Source organism: Candidatus Ryanbacteria bacterium CG10_big_fil_rev_8_21_14_0_10_43_42, assembly GCA_002793915.1.
GTDB lineage: Bacteria > Patescibacteriota > Minisyncoccia > Ryanbacterales > 2-02-FULL-48-12 > 1-14-0-10-43-42.
This window is the reverse complement of the sequence record PFEF01000005.1, coordinates 3,737-20,761: the sequence shown is the minus strand read 5'-3', so window position 1 is coordinate 20,761 and position 17,025 is coordinate 3,737. Positions and strand designations below refer to the sequence as shown.

The following is a 17,025-nucleotide window of genomic DNA, read 5'->3' as shown; positions in this document are numbered from 1 at the left end:
GTTCCGGCCCTTATGCCGCTTTACGGCGGCGAATATTCAACATATCAACATTTCGTACAGCAAGGACAAAGCTAAACTGGGAAGCAACCATTTTCAGTTCTTCCTGGAGGGCATCCATCCCTGCGGGGAGAATGGTCACTTCCCACATATGACGGTTGCCCCTTTTTGTTTTTCTCAACTCCCATGTCATTTTGACATAACGCATGCGCTCCATACGAAAAAGCGCATTTCGTGCCGTTCCATAAAAAAGCTTGCGCTTCCCTTCATTTATACTGTAAACATGGTCAATTATCTCATGGATAGTAAGTCCCTGCTCTCCTTCTTCCGACATAAGGTATAAAACCGCCAACATCACAAACGGCACTTCCCAAGGCCTAAAACCCCTTTCCATAACACCCTCCTCATCAATGAGTTTTACAATACTCTATATTGTATTTATAAATTTGTCAAGCTATCCAAAGCATGTATAAAACGCTACAATGCGAAAATGATAATCACCTATTATGGCGTGACATGCTTTAAAATTCAATCGGGAGATACGGTTCTTGCGATTGATCCTTTTTCAAAAGAAACAGGCCTTACTCCCCCGCGGTTTCAGGCAGATGTGGCTCTTACCACCAAAGCAAATGCCGCACACAATACCATGGATACCCTCACGGGAAACCCATTTCTTATAACTGATCCGGGAGAATATGAGGTAAAAGGCATTACCATAGAAGGTATGGCGGGCGAACTTGCCACATTATATACAATAGAATGGGAAGGGATGCGCCTTTGTCATCTAGGACCCATCGGCACAGCAAAGCTATCTGATGAAATACGCGCCTTTATCGGCACACCGGATGTGCTCTTTGTACCTGTCGGAGGAAGTAACTCCATTACCGCATCGGAAGCGGCAACTATTGTAACTCAAATTGAACCGCGTATTATTATTCCTATGTATTATGCACTTCCGGGACTTTCTCTTCCTCTTGACGCGCCCGATGCATTTATTAAAGAATTCGGAGAAGGAACCAAGCCGGAGGAAAAGTTCACGTTTAAAATAAAGGATCTGCCAACGGAAGGTATGCGGCTCGTTTATTTGCAGGGCGGCAAATAAACGAACATATCGGCATTGAGCAATTTCACTATAAAAACAAGTTAACCCTTATGGATTTTTTTTCATTTATCGCTCGCGTACAAAACAAGCCGAAACATATACGAAAACGCATTCTTTTCATAAGCGTTGCTCTGATCATGACAAGCATTATCGGTATGTGGCTTGCCGTTACAAGACATTCTCTTACCATTAAAGAATCATCTCCAACCATTTTGTTTAAGGATTTTTCCGCCGATATTTCCTCCCCATTTTCTTTTTTGGGAGAAATGATTCATGATTCCATTACACATTTTTACGATTAATATAATTATACTTCCCATTACTTTTTATGGACGATATTATTGAACGAACCGAGGGACGCGAAATTGTCACCGAAATGAAAGAATCGTATTTGGATTATGCGATGTCTGTTATTGTCATGCGCGCCCTCCCCGATGTTCGTGACGGACTAAAGCCCGTACACCGCCGTATTTTATACGCCATGCATGAGCTGGGACTTACCCATTCTGCCAAATACAGAAAATCGGCAAATGTTGTGGGAGAAGTACTGGGGAAATATCATCCGCACGGAGATACCGCCGTATACGACTCTTTGGTGCGCATGGCGCAAGATTTCTCGTTTCGCTATCCGCTCATTGAAGGACAGGGTAATTTTGGCAGTATTGATGGAGATTCAGCGGCGGCAATGAGGTATACCGAGTGCCGTATGGCGCGCATTGCCGAGCTTATGCTTGCCGATATTGAAAAAGATACCGTTCCGTTTAGTCCGAATTATGACGGATCCAAACAAGAACCCGTCGTACTTCCTACTGTTGTACCGCAATTACTCCTCAATGGCTCTTTGGGTATTGCCGTTGGCATGGCAACAAATATTCCACCGCACAACATGCTGGAACTCGCGAATGCCATCATACACCTAATAGAAAATCCCCAAGCCACTACGGAAGATTTAATGGAATTCGTAAAAGGTCCCGACTTTCCTACGGGAGGTATTATTTTCAATAAAAAAGACATCCGACAAACCTATGCAACCGGCAGAGGCGGTATTCTCACACGGGGTGAAGCTGAAATAACAGAAACAAAACAGGGATCATTCCAAATCATCATCAACTCCATCCCCTATCAGGTGAATAAAACGACGCTTCTGGAAAAAATTGCCGACCTGGTAAATCAAAAACGTATAGAGGGTATTCGTGACCTGCGCGATGAATCTGATAAAGACGGTATGCGTATAGCCATCGACCTTAAAAACGGCGCTTTTCCGCAAAAAGTACTTAACGCTCTTTATAAGCACACTGATCTGGAGCGCGTATTTCATGTAAATACCCTGGCACTCATAGATGGTCTACAGCCTCAAGTTCTCGCTCTCAAAACAATACTGGAAGAATTTATAAAGCACCGGCAAGTGGTTATTGAAAGGCGCACGCGTTTTGACCTTACAAAAGCCGAAGAACGCGCTCATATTCTGGAGGGTCTTAAAATCGCCCTTGACCACATTGATAAGGTAATAGCCACAATCAGAAAATCGAAAGATAAAGAAGAAGCACATAAAAATCTGATAAATAATTTCACACTTACCACCATACAAGCAAGCGCCATTCTTGAAATGCGTCTGCAAACTCTCGCCGGACTGGAACGTAAAAAAATAGAAGATGAACTTGCCGAAAAACTGCGCTTGATTGCCGAATTAAAGGGCATCTTAAAGGATCCGAAAAAGATTTTAGCCATCATTAAAAATGAAACAGAGGAACTGAAAAAAGCATTCCCCGAAGAGCGCCGCACGCGCGTAATAGCGCATGCCGCAAAATCCATTTCCATAGAAGACATGGTACCGGAGGAGGAAGCGGCCATCATCCTTACAAAAAGCGGTTACATTAAGCGCATTGATCCACAGGAGTATCGTATGCAAAAACGCGGTGGAAAGGGCACTATCGGCATGGCCACAAAAGAAGAAGACGTTGTGGATCAGTTTCTTACCGTGCATACACATGATAATCTCTTATTCTTTACCTCCCTGGGCAAAGTATATCAGATTCACTCCTATGAAATTCCCGAAGGACGACGCACGTCAAAGGGAAAATCCATAGCCAATTTTCTCATGCTTGCCGACACCGAGCAGATAACTTCCATTCTGCCCATACCAAAAGCCCAAAAAGATATTGCGGAACTTTCTCTTATTATGATTACCCGATGCGGTATCGTTAAAAAAATAGAAGCGAAATTTTTTACCGATGTCCGAAGATCCGGTATTATTGCCATTAAACTGGGAGCAGGCGATGCGCTCGGGTGGGTGCATACACTGCATAAAAGCGATGACGTTATTCTTGTTACCAAGGGAGGGATGAGTATCCGCTTTCAGGAAGGAGATACGCGCACCATGGGACGCACATCAGCGGGCGTGCGCGGTATTAAACTAAAGAAAGATGATAACGTTGTGGGAGCCGACGTAATAGCAAAAACGGCAAAAAATCAGAAACTTTTGGTAGTTGCGGAAAACGGATTCGGAAAGAAAACCAATATCGGAGAATATAAAATACAAGGACGCGGCGGATCCGGCATTAAGACTATGAACATAACGGCGAAAACCGGACCTATCGTTGCCGCGCGCATTATATCAACCGATGAAGAAGATCTTATCGCTGTCTCCCAGCACGGACAGGTTATTCGCACCACCTTATCCACCGTATCCACGCTCGGCAGGTCCACACAAGGCGTACGCATCATGAAGATGGATACAAATGATAAAATAGCGTCCATCACCACTCTCTAATTCCTTTTTTAGAAGATTGATTACTTTAATTGGAATAAAAGCATTATTTCACAATATTTTTTTACTTGCCGTTACTTACAGTAAAAAACATAAGGGCTTGACGCATAATACGCCTTATGCTAATATCCCGTTAATCTCATCAACCCATCAACCTAAACATCAACCTAAAGAGGAGGGCAGATGAAATACTCACCGGCCCAGCCACGGGCTGACCCTTAAGTTCTTTACTTAAAATTTTACTTATGCGGAGGACCTCCACCCATATAACCCCCACCTCATTTCCTGCCGCATCTAGACGCCCATAAAATATATGGGCGTTTATCTTTGTTTGCACCCATATAGGGGTGTTTTTATTTCCCCACACTCATACATCTATTCACATATTCTTTATAGAACCCACTTACCACTTACCCGGTACTGCGGTATACTATCCGTATGGCATTTTTACACCCCGACGTTGTTGCAAAAGCATTTAATATTTTGCCCGGCATGCATATTGCCGATTTTGGCACCGGCGGCGGACACTGGGCGCTCTCGCTTGCAAAATTAACAGGACCCGGAGGAATCGTATATGCCATTGACGTACAAACAGAAGCATTGGAAGCCGTACGCTCTCAAGCGGAAACCGCCGGTATCCACCATATTGAATCAATCCGTGCCGATGTAGAACGCCCACGCGGTTCCGGCCTTGCCGATACCGCCATCGATTTTGTTCTTATAGCTAATATACTGTTTCAGACGGATAAAAAGAATGCTGTTATTAAAGAGGCATGGCGCATACTTAAACCCCGCGGATATACTGCCGTTATCGATTGGGATGAAGGCGGATCGGATACGGGGCCTCCTTTGCCATATCGTGTTCCCCGCAAGGAAGTGGAACATTTACTGATACAGGAAGGATTTGTATTTGATAAAGAATTCAGTGCCGGATCACATCACTATGGTATGTTATTTAAAAAAACGGATGGCGGTAAATAAGCAATGCTATGAATAAAGAAACTAGCAAACTCCAGCTTGCCATTTATATCGGCACCATTGCCATTATTTTTGTCGTGGTACTTATTTTACTTGGTATTATCCCCGGTATTCGCAATACAAATAGAAAAACATTCCTTACCATATGGGGCATACATCCGTACTCCGTCATGAAAGATAGTATTGATTTATTCGAACGGGAGTATTCAAGTATTAAAATTTCCTACGTTGAAAAAAGTTCGGATACATTCGAAAATGATCTCATCAACGCTCTTGCTATAGACACGGGTCCTGATATGTGGCTTATTCCCGACACCATGCTTCATCGTATGCGAGACAAGATAACACCGGTACCCTCCGTTTACATGACTCAAAGAGAATTTGAAGAAACAAACATTGAAGCCGCCGGTGATATATTTTTTCAAAATGGCCTCATCCTCGGCATTCCTCTCGCCATTGATCCTCTCGTGCTATTTTGGAATAAAGATTTATTTGCCGGAGAGGCGCTGTCCTTGCCGCCCACCACGTGGGATGAATTTCTTATTCAAAGCATCCGTCTTACCAAAAAAAATGGGGGCGATAATATCACGCGTGCAGGATCCGCCATGGGTCTTGCGCGTAATATCCCACACGCAAAAGATATTATGAGCTTGCTTATTCTACAGGGAGGCACTGCTATTGTTGATCCGGCAACAAAAGATGTCACGCTGGGAGAAAGCCGCATCATAAACTCCATTAATGTTTCTCCTACGGAATCGGCTCTTCGATTCTATACGGATTTTGGCAAGAGAGAAAAAACATCCTACAGCTGGAATAGCACATTCTCCAATCCCGTATCGGCTTTTGCACGCGAAGATCTCGCCATGTTTGTCGGTCGTGCCAGTGACCTTACGGATATTATGAAAGCAAATGTGCATGTAAATATAGGGGTAGCGTTAGTACCTCAATATACGGATGCCCCTCTTCGTATGGGATACGGACGCACGGAAGGATTCGTGGTATCCCGAACATCAACCAACCAGGAAGAGGCGTGGCAAGTTGCTAAATTTTTTGCTTCGGAAGACATAGCGCCCTTTATAGCCGCCAATTTTGGCATGGCGCCGGTGCGAAGATCAGTACTTGCTCGCGGACATGAAAATTCTATTTTTTCGATTATGTATGAAGAGGCGCGTCGGGCGCGTACCTGGTATGATCCGCATGAAAAAGAAACCGATACCATTTTTACAAATATGATACAAGCCGTTTTGGCCGGGCGCGAACCGCACACCGCGGCAACGGAAGCGCATGCACGCCTTACAACCTTACTCGACGATAGAAAATAATAATACACACCATAACTATGCGCCGCATCCTTACAACTCTCTTTATTATTGTTCTCCTTTTCGGATTAGGCGGCGTATTATTGGGTGACATGGCACATGCGCAAAGTGGCGGTCTTGTTCCCTGCGGGGATACAAAAGCATGCGATTTATGCGACTTATATGTACTCGTCAAGAATATTATCGATTTTATCCTCTTTAAGTTTATTCTTCCGGTAGCCGTTATATCCCTTCTTATAGGCGGTATACTCCTTCTTACATCCCGCGGAAACCCCGGACAACTCGAAACCGGAAAAGCCGCTCTATACAACACAATTATCGGTATTCTCATTGCATTTGCCGCATGGGTTATTATCAGCACTCTTCTTTCCACAATCGGATTTAAAAACTTCGGAGGCGGTCTTCCCTGGAACGATTTTCCTACCTGTCAGGCACGTATCGTTCCAGCATTTACGGGCGGCGGAGGAGGGGGAGGAGGCGCGGAAGCATGCGACCCGACAGCTACACCAACGCGTGCGTGCACAACCACCTCCGGAGGTGCTGGTACACAAGCGTGTTTAAACGGTATATGGGACACAGCATGCTTTGAGATTTGTACGGAAAATTTGGGAGATACCCAGGCATGTAATTTTATGGGTTGCGGACCGGCAAGCGGCTCTCAAGTATGTACCGAGAACGCGACATACGGCAAAGTATGGACAACGTGCCAAGATAATAATCCGGGAGATAACTGTCCGGCGGCGGGAGGGGGAACATGCAGTCCGGTAAGCATCGGACCGTGCTCTGTCTCCGCTCTTTCTTCTCCTTCCTCATGCTTTGCATCCGTGGCAAACCAAGCATCGCAGATATGTGGCGCTGAAAGCGCGGGTAACCCGACGAGAGAAAGCACGGTGGACCGCGCCACCGGAGGCGGATGCCCCGCGCCTTATCCACCCAATAATTGCCCTTTCTCCATCGGACTGTTTCAAATCAATATAGCTGTTCATTCAGTGGCAGGACTCAATTGTCCATCCGCATTTCAGTTGAGCGGAGGCAAGTATGTCATTGTAAACCAAAGCCTCTATACAAGCTGTGTTGTTGCGGCAAAAAATGCCAAATCAAACATTAAGGCAGCATGTCAGGTATATGCGGAAGCGGGGAATACCTGGAAAGATTGGTCAACCGCCGGCGACTGTAATCTATTATAATTACATCTTTTATCATTTACTTATACGTCATTTTTTAAAATCATGATTTATAGTACAGTACATTTATGAATATTCGCCATTTACTTATTGTTATAGTTATAGTCGTAGTCAGTATTACTGGTTTCGGTATATACGCGTTCTTTTTTCGTACATCCGTGACGCCTCCGGACGTCATAATTAATCCCGGTCAAAACGGGCTTCCCGTTCCCGGAACAATACCGGGATCGAATACCGGGGACGGAAATATTACCGCACCCCCCTTACCTACGGGAGATACGTTCACCGTTAACGACTGGTCCGGTGAGCCAATGTCCGTACATAATTTTTATACGGATCCCACGATCATAATCACCGAAGAACATATTGTATTTCTCCACGACGAACAAACTTCGTATACGCTTTTGTATTACCCGCCGGATACAAGCTTTACCGTAAGCATAAACAACGGCTCCAATATCCCTTTTGTACGTGCTGAAATGGAACGTGACCTGCTTATGCTTCTGGATATTACACCACAACAGGCATGTACATTAAAAATTTCCGTCCGTGTCCCACAAAGCGTCAATGATAAATACATCGGCAAAGAACTGGGATTAAGTTTTTGTCCCACCGGAACTCCCCTTTGAGACACACCATAAATGGTGCCTAAACAAAAATCCGTTATATAAATAACGGATTTTTGTCTGTATTATGTGCAATTACATACTATCGCATTGTGTTTGAAATGCATCCCAGGTAGCACGGGGTATTTCCGCAAAAGATCCTTTATCAAGCCGGTAGTAAATGGTATCGTTCCCGCCCCAAAATACATAATCCGGATCCCCCGTTACGGTACGGGTATTTCCGTCTTTGCAGTATGTACCCGTTGCCGTTCCGTTATTATACGCATTACATACCCCTTGCGGCGCGCCCGTACATGTTGTATAGGTATTCCGCACCGACTCTTCCAACGCACATACCGCTTGTCCCGCCGCCCAACTAGGACTCAACACTGTTTCAAACACACCATCCCACAAACGATAGTGAATAGTGTCGGAAAAACCGTCATATACATAATCCGGATCTCCCGTTACGGTACTTTCCGCACCATACCGACAATATGTTCCTGTAGCGATACCCTCCTTATAGGTGTCACACACAAAACTTGATGCTCCCTCACATCTGTTTTCATTATTAATACCAAGAAGGCATGCTTGTTCATATGCGTCCCATTCATTGCGCGCCACCGGAACAAAAACGTTATGAGCAAGACGGTAATAAATAGTATCGGTAGGACCCCAGTATGCATAATCAGGGTCTCCCGCAACCGTACTCATTATGCCATGCGCACAATAATTACCCGTTGCCGTTCCATTATTGTATGCTGTACACAATTCCTGCGGAGCGCCTACGCATGCGGTACCCAAAGAAAGCTGGCTTTCCATTGCCTCACAGGCACTCTGCCCGGCATCCCATTCGGAACGCGGTACGGGTATGAATACTCCTTCGGCAAGCCGGTAGTAAATAGTATCGTTCCCACCCCAAAATACATAATCCGGATCTCCCGTTACGGTACGGGTACTTGCATCCGTACAATACGTGCCTGTTGCTGTACCATTTGTATACGCATCACACACTCCTTGAGGCGCGCCTATGCACCGTGGCACCGATTCATTCCCGCATGCCGCCTGTCCGGCATTCCAGTCCGCCTCTGAAATCGGTACGAATGAACCAGTCCCCAGACGATAATAAATAGTATTATTCCCCGCCCAAAATACATAATCCGGATCTCCCGTTACGGTACGGGTATTTCCGTCTTTACAGTATGTACCCGTTGCTATGCCGTTTGTATACGCATCACACACTCCTTGAGGCGCGCCCTTACACTGCACTATCGAGTTGGCAATCGATTCTTCCGCCGCACAAATAGCTTTCGTGCCGTCCCATTCGCTTTTTGAAATCGTATTAAAAACCCTATCGTAAAGACGATGATAAATGGTATCGTTCCCACCCCAATATACATAATCCGGATCTCCCGTCACGGTACTTTCCACGCCGTCATTGCAATACGTGCCCGTTGCCGATTCATTAATATATGCCGTACATACTCCTTGTGGCGCGCCCGTGCACCCGTTTGGCGTCGTACCTGCCTGACATGCTGTCTCGTATACGTCCCAATCTGCTTGGGGAACATCGGCAAATACATTGTGTGCCATGCGGTGATAAATAGTATTATTTGCACCCCAATATACATATTCGGGCGTCCCTGTTACGGTACTCATTATGCCATTTTTGCAGTATGTACCGGTGGCCGTTTCATTTAAATACGCATCGCACACTCCTTGCGGTGCGCCTATACATGACTGTCCGCCGCCGCCAACATCAAGCGCGCTTTCCACCGATTCGCATACCGCTTGTCCGGCATCCCATTCTCCCGTAGACACCTCAATAAAGACATGCGCGGAAAGACGATGGTAAATAGTGTTGTTTGCGGCCCAAAATACATAATCCGGATCCCCCGTTACGGTACGGGTATTTCCGTCTTTGCAGTATGTACCCGTTGCCGTTCCGTTATCGTACGCATCGCACACTCCCTGCGGTGCGCCTATACATCCGCTCGGTGACGGAGGAAGTGTTGAGGAAACAGCAAATTGCTGAAGCATCCAATTACTGGTACCGCAAGAGTTATCGCGACACCCGCATTGCCAATTACCCCCCTCAAGAACACAGGCGAATACCGCCACCGCATGTACTCCTTCCGAAAAAGAACTGCTCGGAATAAATACGCGCCCCGTTCCTAAAATCCAGTTACTATCTTCCGTGAACGGCGTTCCGGAAAGTGTTATCTCCGACCACGACGATCCGTTCCATTTCCACCCCTGTTTCCATACCGCCACCGTACTTTGATCTTCATTTTGTCCTACCACAACAGATACGGTATTATTGTCACAGAACGTCTCGGCAATAAGCTCTCTTCCTGTTGAAAATGAATTATATGCGGCACCATATCCCTGCGGAACCGGATTGCTTGAATTCAAAAGATGACACGCTGATGACTGTGCATACGTGAATGTAAAAAATAACGCCAGCATACCTCCCACGCCAAATACGACAGAAAAAAGTATGTGCATAAAGGAAAAGCGCGCGCGTATCATGGTTACAATAGTTAATATCTTATAATGCTTTTCATTATACTATAGAATTCCGCTATACTTTCTCTGTTCTGTGGATAATCCTCTATAGCAGTTTCTTTTTCTGTAGTATTATAATTACATGACTATTTCATCCGTAATCCGTTTTGCAAAAAAGCGCGCAATGCTTCTCGCCCTGTTTGCACTCACCCTGCCCTTATCAGGGAATACGCAATCACTTCCACCACCTCCTCCACCACCTCCTTCACCCACACCCACACCGCCGCCACCTGCCGGACCCACCGGAGGGCTTGGTATTAGCAATCCCATCGCCGCAAAAACATTCGGCGAACTCGTACAAGCAATCGCAAATGCCGTTATTGCTATAGGCATTCCTCTCGTTGCCATTTTTCTTATTTACGCCGGGTTCTTGTTTGTTACGTCCGGCGGAAATGAACAAAAACTCCAACAGGCAAAAACAACTTTCTATTGGGCACTTATCGGCGGTGTCATTGTTATCGGTGCCTTTGCTATCGCAACGGCCATCGTAAACTTTGCTAAAAATCTTAGCGTACCATGAGTATTATTCTTTCCTACATGGAATTATTATTTGGCATCCCTTCGGCGCATGCACAGATTCCGGCAAGCCCTACGCTTGGTGATATCATTAAAAAACTATGGAATGAGGCCATATTACCGGCCATTGTATTTTTGTTTGTACTCGCTACCGTAGTATTCATTATAGGTCTCATCCGGTTTATTGCGGGCGCTGACAGCGAGGAAGCGCAGGCAACGGGAAAACGCTATATCATTTGGGGCATTGTCGGTATGTTTATTATGTTTGGCACCGGCGCCATCATGCTCGTTATTTCTAACTTCTTCAGTGCATTATAATGCTTACTATAGATGCCATACTGCATAATATTGCGCTTCTTCTAAATAATATCGTTATTCCTCTTTTAATGGTAACGGCAACGGCGGTATTTATGTGGGGTATTGTCCGCTACCTCACTGCCGGCGGAAATGAAGACCAAATCGCTGAAGCACGAAGATTTATTGTCTGGGGCATCGTCTCTCTTGCCGTCGTTACCGCCGTATGGGGACTTGTTGCACTGCTTTTCGGATTCGTTTTCGGATCAGGCCTTGATCCGGCACCAACCATTCCCATAGATATCGTACAGCCCATATAGACAATATCAGCACCGCACAAAACATGAAAACATTTCTACACTACATCCTGCCTTCCCTTTCTTTTCTTGCCGTTCCCGGAGCGGTACTCGCGCAGTTTTCGGGAGATGATATTTTCAATGTTCTTGATTCTTTTTCCATTCTTTTCAACATCCTTATATCCCTCGCCATCTTAGGCGCCACATTCCTTTTTCTCTGGGGTATTGTTCGCTATATTGCCGCCGGAGGAGATGAAAACGAGCGCACCGAAGCGCGAAAGTTTATCGTATGGGGCATTATCCTTCTTGCCGTTATGGTTGCCGTTTGGGGATTCGTCAATATCTTGCTCGATTTCTTTTTTAACAAAGAAGCAGATGATTTCACCACCATACCAATGGGTCCCGAAGGAAATACGAACGCATTAATTGACAGACTACCCTAATATAAGTACTGTCCTTTATTCATAATTATCATTATGTTCAAACACTACGCATACATCTCACCCATAGCCGTTATGTACAGCATATTATCCCTGCCGTTTTTTGCATCAGCCCAGGGTAACATTGATATTGGGGACGTTCTCGTTGACGTTGCTGATTTTATCAATGCCAGTATCGTTTTTTTTGTACTTCTAGCAACGGCGGTATTTATGTGGGGCATCGTGCGGTACATATCGGCACATGGAGACCAAGACCAAATTGCCGAAGCACGAAAGTTTATCGTATGGGGTATTATCTTTCTTGCTGTGATGGTTGCCATCTGGGGATTTGTTGCGCTTCTTCTTAACTTTGTATTCGATGACCCAAATGCCATTAATAATAATGATGTAATTCCTCCCGGCCCGCGCCTTGATAAAGGCGCCCTTCCGTAATGAACGAAAATTTTCACTGGAGAAAACTATCCCCAACATTCCTTTCTTGCGTATTGTAGACACTATTTGGCTCATGATACTATTACGATACATTTATATGTACTTTTCAAAGGTCATTATTGTATGCACCATACATGCAATTCTTACTCAAACAAGCAGGTTGCCTGCTTTATCCGCGGGCAGACATTATTAATATAATTTTCTTGTCATGATACATCGTTTACGTTACGGCATTGCGGCAGGATCTCTTCTTTTTCCTTTTATCGCCCTTGCGCAGGTAAATGTGAATATTGAAGATCTCCTTGCAGACGCTTCCGATATTATCAACATCCTGATAAGTTTCCTTATTCTTCTTGCCACATTCCTCTTCCTTTTGGGTATTGTGCGCTACATCCTGGCAAGTGGCGATGAAGAAAAACGAAAAGAAGCCCGCGGGATGATTGTGTGGGGCATTATCTTTCTTGCCGTTATGGTTGCCGTTTGGGGATTCGTAAACCTTATTCTCGATTTTATCTTTGGACAAGGGGCTGACAGCTTTACCGATATTCCCTTGGGACCAAATCAGTAACCAATACAGGTCGAACTTTTCGTATTATTAATTAATATTCAAAGAGCATAATGACAACATTACTTAAATATCTTTCCCCTCTTTCTTTACTGACAGCTCCCTTTCTTGCTTCCGCGCAAACGTTTTCGGGAACTCATATAGAGGAGAACTTGCAGGCGGTAACCGATATTGTTAACTTCCTCATTACTCTTCTTATTCTTCTTGCTACGTTCCTCTTTTTATGGGGTATTGTGAAATACATTACCGCCGGAGGCGACGAGGAAAAGATAAAGGAAGCACGCGGTTACATCATCTGGGGCATTATCTTTCTTGCCGTTATGGTTGCCATCTGGGGATTCGTAAATATCTTGCTCGATTTTGTTTTCGGCAGCGGTAATCCTAGCGGATCAGCAGACAATCCAACACCTATCCCACTCGGACCTCAACAGTAGAAGATCGTGATGCATAAAAACCCGGCCATGCCGGGTTTTTATTTTTATCTTTATATCAAATACGGTACAATATATACATGAAAAACATAGTATCAGCAGTAGCTTCTCTGGGAACAACACTTCTATCTCCCTATAATTTATATGCGCAAACAACGAACCCTACCGTCCGAGGAGACCTTACCATAAAAGATATTTTTACCCGCATGACCACCTTTCTAGACAGCACCATTCCGGTTCTTATGATACTTGCCACCGTCATATTCATATGGGGCGTTATCCGATATGTATCCGCGGGAGGTGACGAACAGCAAATACAACAAGGAAGGAAGCTCATCTTTTGGGGCATAATTGCTCTTTTTATAATGATCGGCATGTGGGGGATTGTACGCCTTATCTCCGGCACTCTGTTTGGCTCGCAAACACCTTCCCCTATTCCCGGCCCCATCCTGGACCCTTTCATATAATATAGACAAGACGGCATAAAAACTATATGCTAGCGTAACACGCCGGGGTGGCGGAATTGGTAGACGCGCCAGTCTTAGGAACTGGTAGGGAAACCTGTGGAGGTTCGAGTCCTCTCCCCGGCACACAAAATATCTCCCGGATATTTTTGTGTAGTGTGTCATTTACTCCAAATATGCGGTGTGCAAATGTACAAAAACACTAACACGGTATGAAAATAAAATACCCTGCGATATCCCGTTATATATCTTACTCATAACTGGAAAAAGCGGGGTAACTATGTTATAAAAGACACACAAAAGCTGATTGCGGGTATCGTATAATGGCTATTATACATCCTTGCCATGGATGAGATAGGGGTTCGACTCCCCTTACCCGCTCAAGAATCAAGTAGCAAGAAACGGGTTTTCCATATCAAAAACAATCTTTGGCGTTTTGTTGTTTATAATACTTTCCTCTATTCCATATTTTTTGCTGTACAGTGTTCCGACAGCGCAGAACAATGCATCGTTGTAATCAAACCCTAATAGCTCGGATGTAGATTTCACTTCTGCTTCAGATGATCCTTCCACTTCCACAAACGGTTCCAAAAACGGCCATTCGTCAATGGTAATTTCCACGGCGCCGATCTTCCACAATTCTCGTTTTGTTTCCTGATATGATTTCTGCTTGCAGCCAAGAATGGTCAAAAGCCCTGCCGCCTGATTAAAATCATCAACTGTAAGAAGTATTTCTTTTTGGCTTTCAATTCCATCGCCGTGTACTGCTTTGAGAGAAAGCGTGATTTTATCTCCTTCGTCTCGTACGCGCAGCCATCCACCTTGTATAATAACCCCATTTGGCAAATTAAAAGTAACACGTCTTTGAAGAAACTCCGGACGCACAAGAATTGCACCACTTTCTTTTAATTTTGAGCGCATCCATTCTTTATCTATATTCGTAAATGTGGCTTCGTATTCCGTCTTCATGCATATGAATATAGCATGAAAAAAAACGACTGACCAGAAATATCTGATCAGCCGATTAAAGAATATAGATTTCTACTTTGGACGGAAATCTTCAGGAACATCATCCCAATTTTTATAGAGATCTAATACCTCATACTCTGCCAAGCCACGCGGCGTTTGAGCTTCCGTAGTACCGCCTTTAGAGCCAGAATTGAAACAGATTGTGATGTGTCTATGCCTTCAAGACATATGAAATGCTTCATGAGCTCCTCCTTTATTCATTTTTCAACGAGTACTCCAATTTGGCATTGTTTTAGCATGTATTTCTTCGCTTGTCCATCCTGAATGCACAGAAAATCCCTATATTTCAACACTTTTTACCCATTCAGAGCAAACAAAGGTATAGAAATGAACCTCCCAAGTCCTTCCACAAAGGTTCTAACGTAATGCAGTAACTCGCTCCATATAATAAACCCTTATTTCTCAACAAAAATTCCCGCTACCCATAGCGGGAATTAGAACCTCTAATAAAGAGGGGGAATTGTCTTTTGGGTTTAGGTGGAAGGTTTTTTAATAAAATGAAAAACGACTTCCTTTACTTCGGCTTGTTCTTGCCCTTCTTGTTTACGTTTCTCAACAAGAATCTTGTTCTTATCTCGTATCTCATCATTTACCCACCACAACACACCAAGAGCATCTCTGATTACTTCTGATTTAGAATGAGCACCGAGTTGTTGTTCCAAATCACACAGCTCATGGTATGCTTCCTCGCCGAAATCTATTTGGAGACGATATTTCTTATCTGACATAGAACCTCCTATTTGCAAATCTTATGCCAGAATAGCGTGCATTTATGTACTTGTCCACAGTTAGTTCAACGTTAATTTACAAATACAGGCACTAAAAACACTTTTCCTAACTCCTCCAAAGAGATTCTAACGTCATACAGTAACTCGCTCATAATAATAAACTATTATTTCCCATACCGACGTTCTCTACCGGCAAATTCATCCAGAACTCCTAAAAAATCCTCCTTCGTAAATGCCGGCCAGTGCTTGGATACAAAAAAGAGCTCACTATACACCGACTGCCAGGGAAGAAAATTGGAAAGTCGCTTCTCTCCGCTGGTACGGATTATTAGGTCCGGATCAGGGATATCCGCCGTCCATAAACGCTCCGCTATATCTTTTTCGGTTATTGCCCGCCCGCCAAACGATTCCTTCTCCGCCACTATACGGTTCACCGCATCCGTAATTTCTTCGCGCCCGCCGTACGAAAATGCAAGAGCAAGGGTGCATGCCGTAAAATGTCTTGTTTCTTCTTCAAGTTTTCGCGCCGTTTCCATAATATCTCTCGAAGGCCGCGTGCGATCGCCGATAATACGCAGACGCACTTCTTCCTTCTTAAACTCCTCCGCATCTTCCATTAAAAGACGCCTAATAAGCTTCATAAGATAGGAAATTTCTTCTTCGGCACGGTTCCAGTTTTGGGAAGAAAATACATATACAATCACATTCTTCACGCCTGCATCCTTCGCCCACCTGACCGCATCTTTTAATTTTTCATATCCTTTGCGATGTCCTTCAAATGCCGGGAGGTCTTGTGCGCGTGCCCATCTTCGGTTGCCGTCAATTATAAGCCCTACACATTTTGGTACGTTTCTCTTTTCCATAAATAAAAAGCTAATAAACGATGGAAAACGAGGAAAAAGAGCCGGAGGGCTCTTTCCACGCTGAACGTACATCATCTACGCGCGAAAGCATAGATCCGCTATGAAGGAAGGAGAGCAGTTCCCGTAAAACATCTTCTTCTCCTTCCGCCACAACGGTTACCGTACCATCATCGTTATTTTTAACCCATCCGGTGAGCCCGAGTGCGCGAGCCCGCCGGCAGGTAAAATCGCGGTACATTACCATCTGAACCCGCCCAGAAACGGTACAGGTCATTTGTTTTTGCATATGAGTACTAATATAACACACGTTCGGGGAAAAGGTCACTTTCAAAGCAAACACATAAAAACACCCTCCGAAGGGTGTTTTGCGTTGGTGCCTCTATTTTACCACGCTCGAACCTATTTCCAAAATCGCTGACAATTCCCACGCGCGGAGCGCGTTGTAGC

At 44.7% G+C, this 17,025-nt stretch carries 22 protein-coding genes and 2 tRNA genes; 17 read left to right on the top strand and 7 right to left on the bottom strand.

From position 1 onward, the window contains the following. Positions 1 to 10 precede the first annotated feature (10 nt). Positions 11 to 391, bottom strand: coding sequence for a hypothetical protein (locus COU90_01590; protein ID PJE64516.1), 381 nt, complete (start codon positions 389 to 391; stop codon positions 11 to 13). Between the two features lie 96 nt (positions 392 to 487). On the opposite strand from COU90_01590, the gene COU90_01585 reads away from it, so the two are divergent. From COU90_01585 to COU90_01575, 3 genes are read left to right on the top strand one after another with little or no spacing between them, the layout of a single operon-like run. Then, complete coding sequence (locus COU90_01585; protein PJE64515.1) at positions 488 to 1,099, top strand: hypothetical protein; 612 nt, start codon at positions 488 to 490, stop codon at positions 1,097 to 1,099. 50 nt (positions 1,100 to 1,149) lie between these two features. Continuing rightward, entirely contained in the window at positions 1,150 to 1,401 is a 252-nt protein-coding gene (locus COU90_01580; protein PJE64514.1) for a hypothetical protein, read from the top strand. A gap of 26 nt (positions 1,402 to 1,427) precedes the next feature. Then, a complete protein-coding gene (locus COU90_01575) occupies positions 1,428 to 3,869 on the top strand; it encodes a DNA gyrase subunit A (GenBank protein ID PJE64513.1) in 2,442 nt (813 codons plus the stop codon). Between the two features lie 139 nt (positions 3,870 to 4,008). Here the strand turns inward: COU90_01575 and COU90_01570 are convergent, their stop codons facing one another. Continuing rightward, positions 4,009 to 4,233, bottom strand: a complete 225-nt coding sequence (locus COU90_01570; protein ID PJE64512.1) for a hypothetical protein — start codon at positions 4,231 to 4,233, stop codon at positions 4,009 to 4,011. A gap of 71 nt (positions 4,234 to 4,304) precedes the next feature. On the opposite strand from COU90_01570, the gene COU90_01565 reads away from it, so the two are divergent. The 4 genes from COU90_01565 to COU90_01550 all read left to right on the top strand — a co-directional run bounded on the left by COU90_01565 (position 4,305) and on the right by COU90_01550 (position 7,976). Then, complete coding sequence (locus tag COU90_01565) at positions 4,305 to 4,847, top strand: hypothetical protein (GenBank protein PJE64511.1); 543 nt, start codon at positions 4,305 to 4,307, stop codon at positions 4,845 to 4,847. A gap of 8 nt (positions 4,848 to 4,855) precedes the next feature. Beyond that, entirely contained in the window at positions 4,856 to 6,166 is a 1,311-nt protein-coding gene (locus tag COU90_01560) for a hypothetical protein (GenBank protein PJE64510.1), read from the top strand. 17 nt (positions 6,167 to 6,183) lie between these two features. Further along, positions 6,184 to 7,350 carry a hypothetical protein gene (locus COU90_01555; GenBank protein ID PJE64509.1) on the top strand — a complete coding sequence of 389 codons (1,167 nt, stop codon included), beginning with the start codon at positions 6,184 to 6,186 and terminating at the stop codon, positions 7,348 to 7,350. Positions 7,351 to 7,415: 65 nt separating this feature from the next. Continuing rightward, positions 7,416 to 7,976, top strand: coding sequence for a hypothetical protein (locus COU90_01550; protein ID PJE64508.1), 561 nt, complete (start codon positions 7,416 to 7,418; stop codon positions 7,974 to 7,976). A 72-nt stretch (positions 7,977 to 8,048) separates the two neighbouring features. Here COU90_01550 and COU90_01545 read toward each other — a convergent pair whose 3' ends face one another. Continuing rightward, entirely contained in the window at positions 8,049 to 10,484 is a 2,436-nt protein-coding gene (locus COU90_01545) for a hypothetical protein (GenBank protein PJE64507.1), read from the bottom strand. A 118-nt stretch (positions 10,485 to 10,602) separates the two neighbouring features. On the opposite strand from COU90_01545, the gene COU90_01540 reads away from it, so the two are divergent. The 10 genes from COU90_01540 to COU90_01495 all read left to right on the top strand — a co-directional run bounded on the left by COU90_01540 (position 10,603) and on the right by COU90_01495 (position 14,342). Next, the gene (locus COU90_01540) at positions 10,603 to 11,040 is read left to right on the top strand and encodes a hypothetical protein (GenBank protein ID PJE64506.1); all 438 of its coding nucleotides are present in this window, start codon (positions 10,603 to 10,605) and stop codon (positions 11,038 to 11,040) included. After that, positions 11,037 to 11,354, top strand: a complete 318-nt coding sequence (locus COU90_01535; GenBank protein PJE64505.1) for a hypothetical protein — start codon at positions 11,037 to 11,039, stop codon at positions 11,352 to 11,354. Before COU90_01540 ends, COU90_01535 begins: the two co-directional genes overlap by 4 nt. Then, on the top strand, positions 11,354 to 11,650 hold the full coding sequence (locus COU90_01530; GenBank protein ID PJE64504.1) for a hypothetical protein: 297 nt from the start codon (positions 11,354 to 11,356) through the stop codon (positions 11,648 to 11,650). Before COU90_01535 ends, COU90_01530 begins: the two co-directional genes overlap by 1 nt. Before the next feature lie 23 nt (positions 11,651 to 11,673). Further along, the gene (locus tag COU90_01525) at positions 11,674 to 12,069 is read left to right on the top strand and encodes a hypothetical protein (protein ID PJE64503.1); all 396 of its coding nucleotides are present in this window, start codon (positions 11,674 to 11,676) and stop codon (positions 12,067 to 12,069) included. Positions 12,070 to 12,102: 33 nt separating this feature from the next. Next, positions 12,103 to 12,498: a hypothetical protein gene (locus COU90_01520; protein PJE64502.1), complete on the top strand. Its 396-nt coding sequence runs from the start codon at positions 12,103 to 12,105 to the stop codon at positions 12,496 to 12,498. 208 nt (positions 12,499 to 12,706) lie between these two features. Beyond that, positions 12,707 to 13,066 carry a hypothetical protein gene (locus COU90_01515; GenBank protein ID PJE64501.1) on the top strand — a complete coding sequence of 120 codons (360 nt, stop codon included), beginning with the start codon at positions 12,707 to 12,709 and terminating at the stop codon, positions 13,064 to 13,066. A 50-nt stretch (positions 13,067 to 13,116) separates the two neighbouring features. After that, on the top strand, positions 13,117 to 13,497 hold the full coding sequence (locus COU90_01510) for a hypothetical protein (GenBank protein ID PJE64500.1): 381 nt from the start codon (positions 13,117 to 13,119) through the stop codon (positions 13,495 to 13,497). A 77-nt stretch (positions 13,498 to 13,574) separates the two neighbouring features. Further along, positions 13,575 to 13,961 carry a hypothetical protein gene (locus tag COU90_01505; protein PJE64499.1) on the top strand — a complete coding sequence of 129 codons (387 nt, stop codon included), beginning with the start codon at positions 13,575 to 13,577 and terminating at the stop codon, positions 13,959 to 13,961. Positions 13,962 to 14,002: 41 nt separating this feature from the next. Beyond that, positions 14,003 to 14,084, top strand: a tRNA-Leu gene (locus tag COU90_01500). 183 nt (positions 14,085 to 14,267) lie between these two features. Continuing rightward, positions 14,268 to 14,342 (top strand) — tRNA-Gly (locus COU90_01495). Positions 14,343 to 14,345: 3 nt separating this feature from the next. Here the strand turns inward: COU90_01495 and COU90_01490 are convergent. The 4 genes from COU90_01490 to COU90_01475 all read right to left on the bottom strand — a co-directional run bounded on the left by COU90_01490 (position 14,346) and on the right by COU90_01475 (position 16,864). Further along, positions 14,346 to 14,927, bottom strand: a complete 582-nt coding sequence (locus COU90_01490) for an adenylyl cyclase (GenBank protein PJE64498.1) — start codon at positions 14,925 to 14,927, stop codon at positions 14,346 to 14,348. 533 nt (positions 14,928 to 15,460) lie between these two features. Beyond that, complete coding sequence (locus COU90_01485; GenBank protein ID PJE64497.1) at positions 15,461 to 15,715, bottom strand: hypothetical protein; 255 nt, start codon at positions 15,713 to 15,715, stop codon at positions 15,461 to 15,463. A gap of 164 nt (positions 15,716 to 15,879) precedes the next feature. Beyond that, positions 15,880 to 16,653, bottom strand: coding sequence for a di-trans,poly-cis-decaprenylcistransferase (uppS, locus tag COU90_01480; protein PJE64496.1), 774 nt, complete (start codon positions 16,651 to 16,653; stop codon positions 15,880 to 15,882). Further along, positions 16,589 to 16,864: an acylphosphatase gene (locus COU90_01475; GenBank protein ID PJE64495.1), complete on the bottom strand. Its 276-nt coding sequence runs from the start codon at positions 16,862 to 16,864 to the stop codon at positions 16,589 to 16,591. Before COU90_01475 ends, uppS begins: the two co-directional genes overlap by 65 nt. Between the last annotated feature and the right edge of the window lie 161 nt (positions 16,865 to 17,025).